Source organism: Streptomyces pathocidini, from assembly GCF_001418495.1.
Taxonomy (GTDB): domain Bacteria; phylum Actinomycetota; class Actinomycetes; order Streptomycetales; family Streptomycetaceae; genus Streptomyces; species Streptomyces pathocidini.
On sequence record NZ_LIQY01000396.1, the window covers coordinates 1 to 1,973 of the forward strand.

The 1,973-nt window shown below is 76.0% G+C and carries 1 protein-coding gene and 1 pseudogene; both read left to right on the top strand.

Annotation, left to right across the window (positions count from 1 at the left end; genetic code table 11):
* Positions 1-417, top strand: a pseudogene (locus tag AOK16_RS27705) (hypothetical protein); the annotation flags it as partial.
* A gap of 24 nt (positions 418-441) precedes the next feature.
* Positions 442-1,815, top strand: coding sequence for a flavin monoamine oxidase family protein (locus AOK16_RS18580; RefSeq protein WP_240483639.1), 1,374 nt, complete (start codon positions 442-444; stop codon positions 1,813-1,815).
* Positions 1,816-1,973 lie beyond the last annotated feature (158 nt).

Here is a 1,973-nt window from a genome sequence, read left to right on the forward strand (position 1 = left end):
CCCCTCCCCCGCGTCGCGCACGAAGCGCGGCCCCTCCCCCGCGTCGCGCACGACGCATCCGCCTCCCGCGCGTACGAGATCCTGGCGCGCCTCGGGCGTACGGATCCCCGTATGACCCTCTCGGTCGCCGAGTGGGCGACGCTCCGGCCGCCGGCCGCGCGGTGGTTGGCGCACGAGGCGACCGAAGCGCAGCTCCTGCACGTCCTGACGGCGGACCTCCCTCCCGAGGTCCGCCACCCGGCGGCCTTCGCCCGCTCCCGCCTGACGGCCAGACTTCCACCGCCGGTGGCCGCCCCCGCGGCACGGACGCCCCGCCCCCTCCGCATCCTCGAATGCACCGTCTGCCGTGCCCCGCCCTCGGGTGACTTCCCACCCCAGCCGGGTCACCCGCCAGGCGGCGGTGCAGCCCGCGGGTGAGGCTGCACCGTGGAGGTGTGTGCGATGGGGCAGGTGGAAGAGGTGGCGGCCGATGTGTGCGTGGTCGGAGCCGGATTCGCGGGGCTGGCGGCCGCGCGGGAACTCGCGCAGGCCGGGCGCGAGGTGGTGATGCTGGAGGCCGCCGACCGGGTCGGCGGGCGGGTCTGGAACCGGGAGATGCCCGGCGGCACCACCGTCGTCTCGGCGGGCGGCACCTGGCTCGGCAAGGGCCAGGACCGGATGTTCCAGCTCTGCCGGGAGTACGGCCTGGAGGTGTATCCGCAGGACGACTCCGGCCACCACCTCGTACACCTCGACGGCCGCAACCAGCGCTACCGGGGCGGCATCCCCAAGGCCGGGCCGGGCACGCTCACCGCGCTCGGCTTCGCACTCCTGCGGCTCAACCTGATGGTGCGGCGGCTCCCGGCCGACGCGCCCTGGCAGGCCCGGGGTGCCCGCACGCTGGACGCCCGCACGCTCGGGGGCTGGCTCGCCGGGCCGCTCAACGTGCCCTCCGCGAACGCCCTGGCGTATCTCCGGTCGACCATGAGTCTGCTGTTCTGCACCGACCCCGCCGAAGTCTCCCTGCTGGGCGCGCTGGTGCTGGCTCGGGGCGGCGGGAAGAGCGGGTTCACGTACTACACCGACGCCCGCAGGACCGAGTCCCACCTCGTGGACGGCGGCGTTCCGGAACTGGCCCGGCGGATGGGCGGGGCACTGGGCGACGCGCTGCGGCTGTCCAGCCCGGTGCGCCGGATCGCCCAGAACACCGACGGCGTACGGGTGTTCACCGACGCCCTCGTCGTACGCGCGCGCCAGGTGATCGTGGCGACTCCGCCCGTACTGGCCGGGCGGATCCTCTACGATCCGCCGCTGCCCGCCGCGCACAGCCACCTTCGGCAGCGGGTGGTGCCGGGGGCGGTGCTGCGGGTCCACACCGAGTACCCCGAGCCGTTCTGGCGGGCCGAGCAGCTCTCCGGGCAGACCTTCGCGCCCAGGTCGCCGATCCCCATCAGCATCGACCAGACGCCGCGTACGGGGAGCCCGGGGGTGCTGAGCAGTTACGCGTTCGGGGCCGGGGCCGTGCAATTGGGGCGGCTGGATCCGGCCGAGCGGCGGCGGGTCTGGCTCGGCGCCCTCGCCGACCGCCTCGGGCCGCAGGCAGGCCGGCCGACCGCCTACCTGGAGACCGACTGGTCCGCCCAGCCGTGGGCGCTGGGCGGCATGGTCGGGCACTTCCCGCCCGGGGCCCTGACGACCTACGGAAGCGCCCTGCGTGCCCCGGTCGGCCGCGTCCACTGGGCGGGCACCGAGTCCGCCACCCTCATGCACGGCCTCATGGAGGGCGCGGTCCGCTCCGGCGAGCGGGCGGCGGCCGAGGTCTTGGCGGCGGCCTGACCGAAGGCGGCCCGGCCGCCCGCTGCCGCCGAATCCTGCTCGGTGCCGCCGGATCCGCCAGGTGCCGCCGAATCCTGCCCGGTGTCGCCGGACCCGCCAGGTGCCGCCGGGCCCCGCCAGGCGCCAAGCACCCCACCCACCGAGCGGCCCGCCTACCG

Bases quoted from the DNA above. Each gene is read 5' to 3' on its own strand.
- AOK16_RS18580 (WP_240483639.1), top strand. From the start codon at position 442: ATGGGGCAGGTGGAAGAGGTGGCGGCCGATGTGTGCGTGGTCGGAGCC.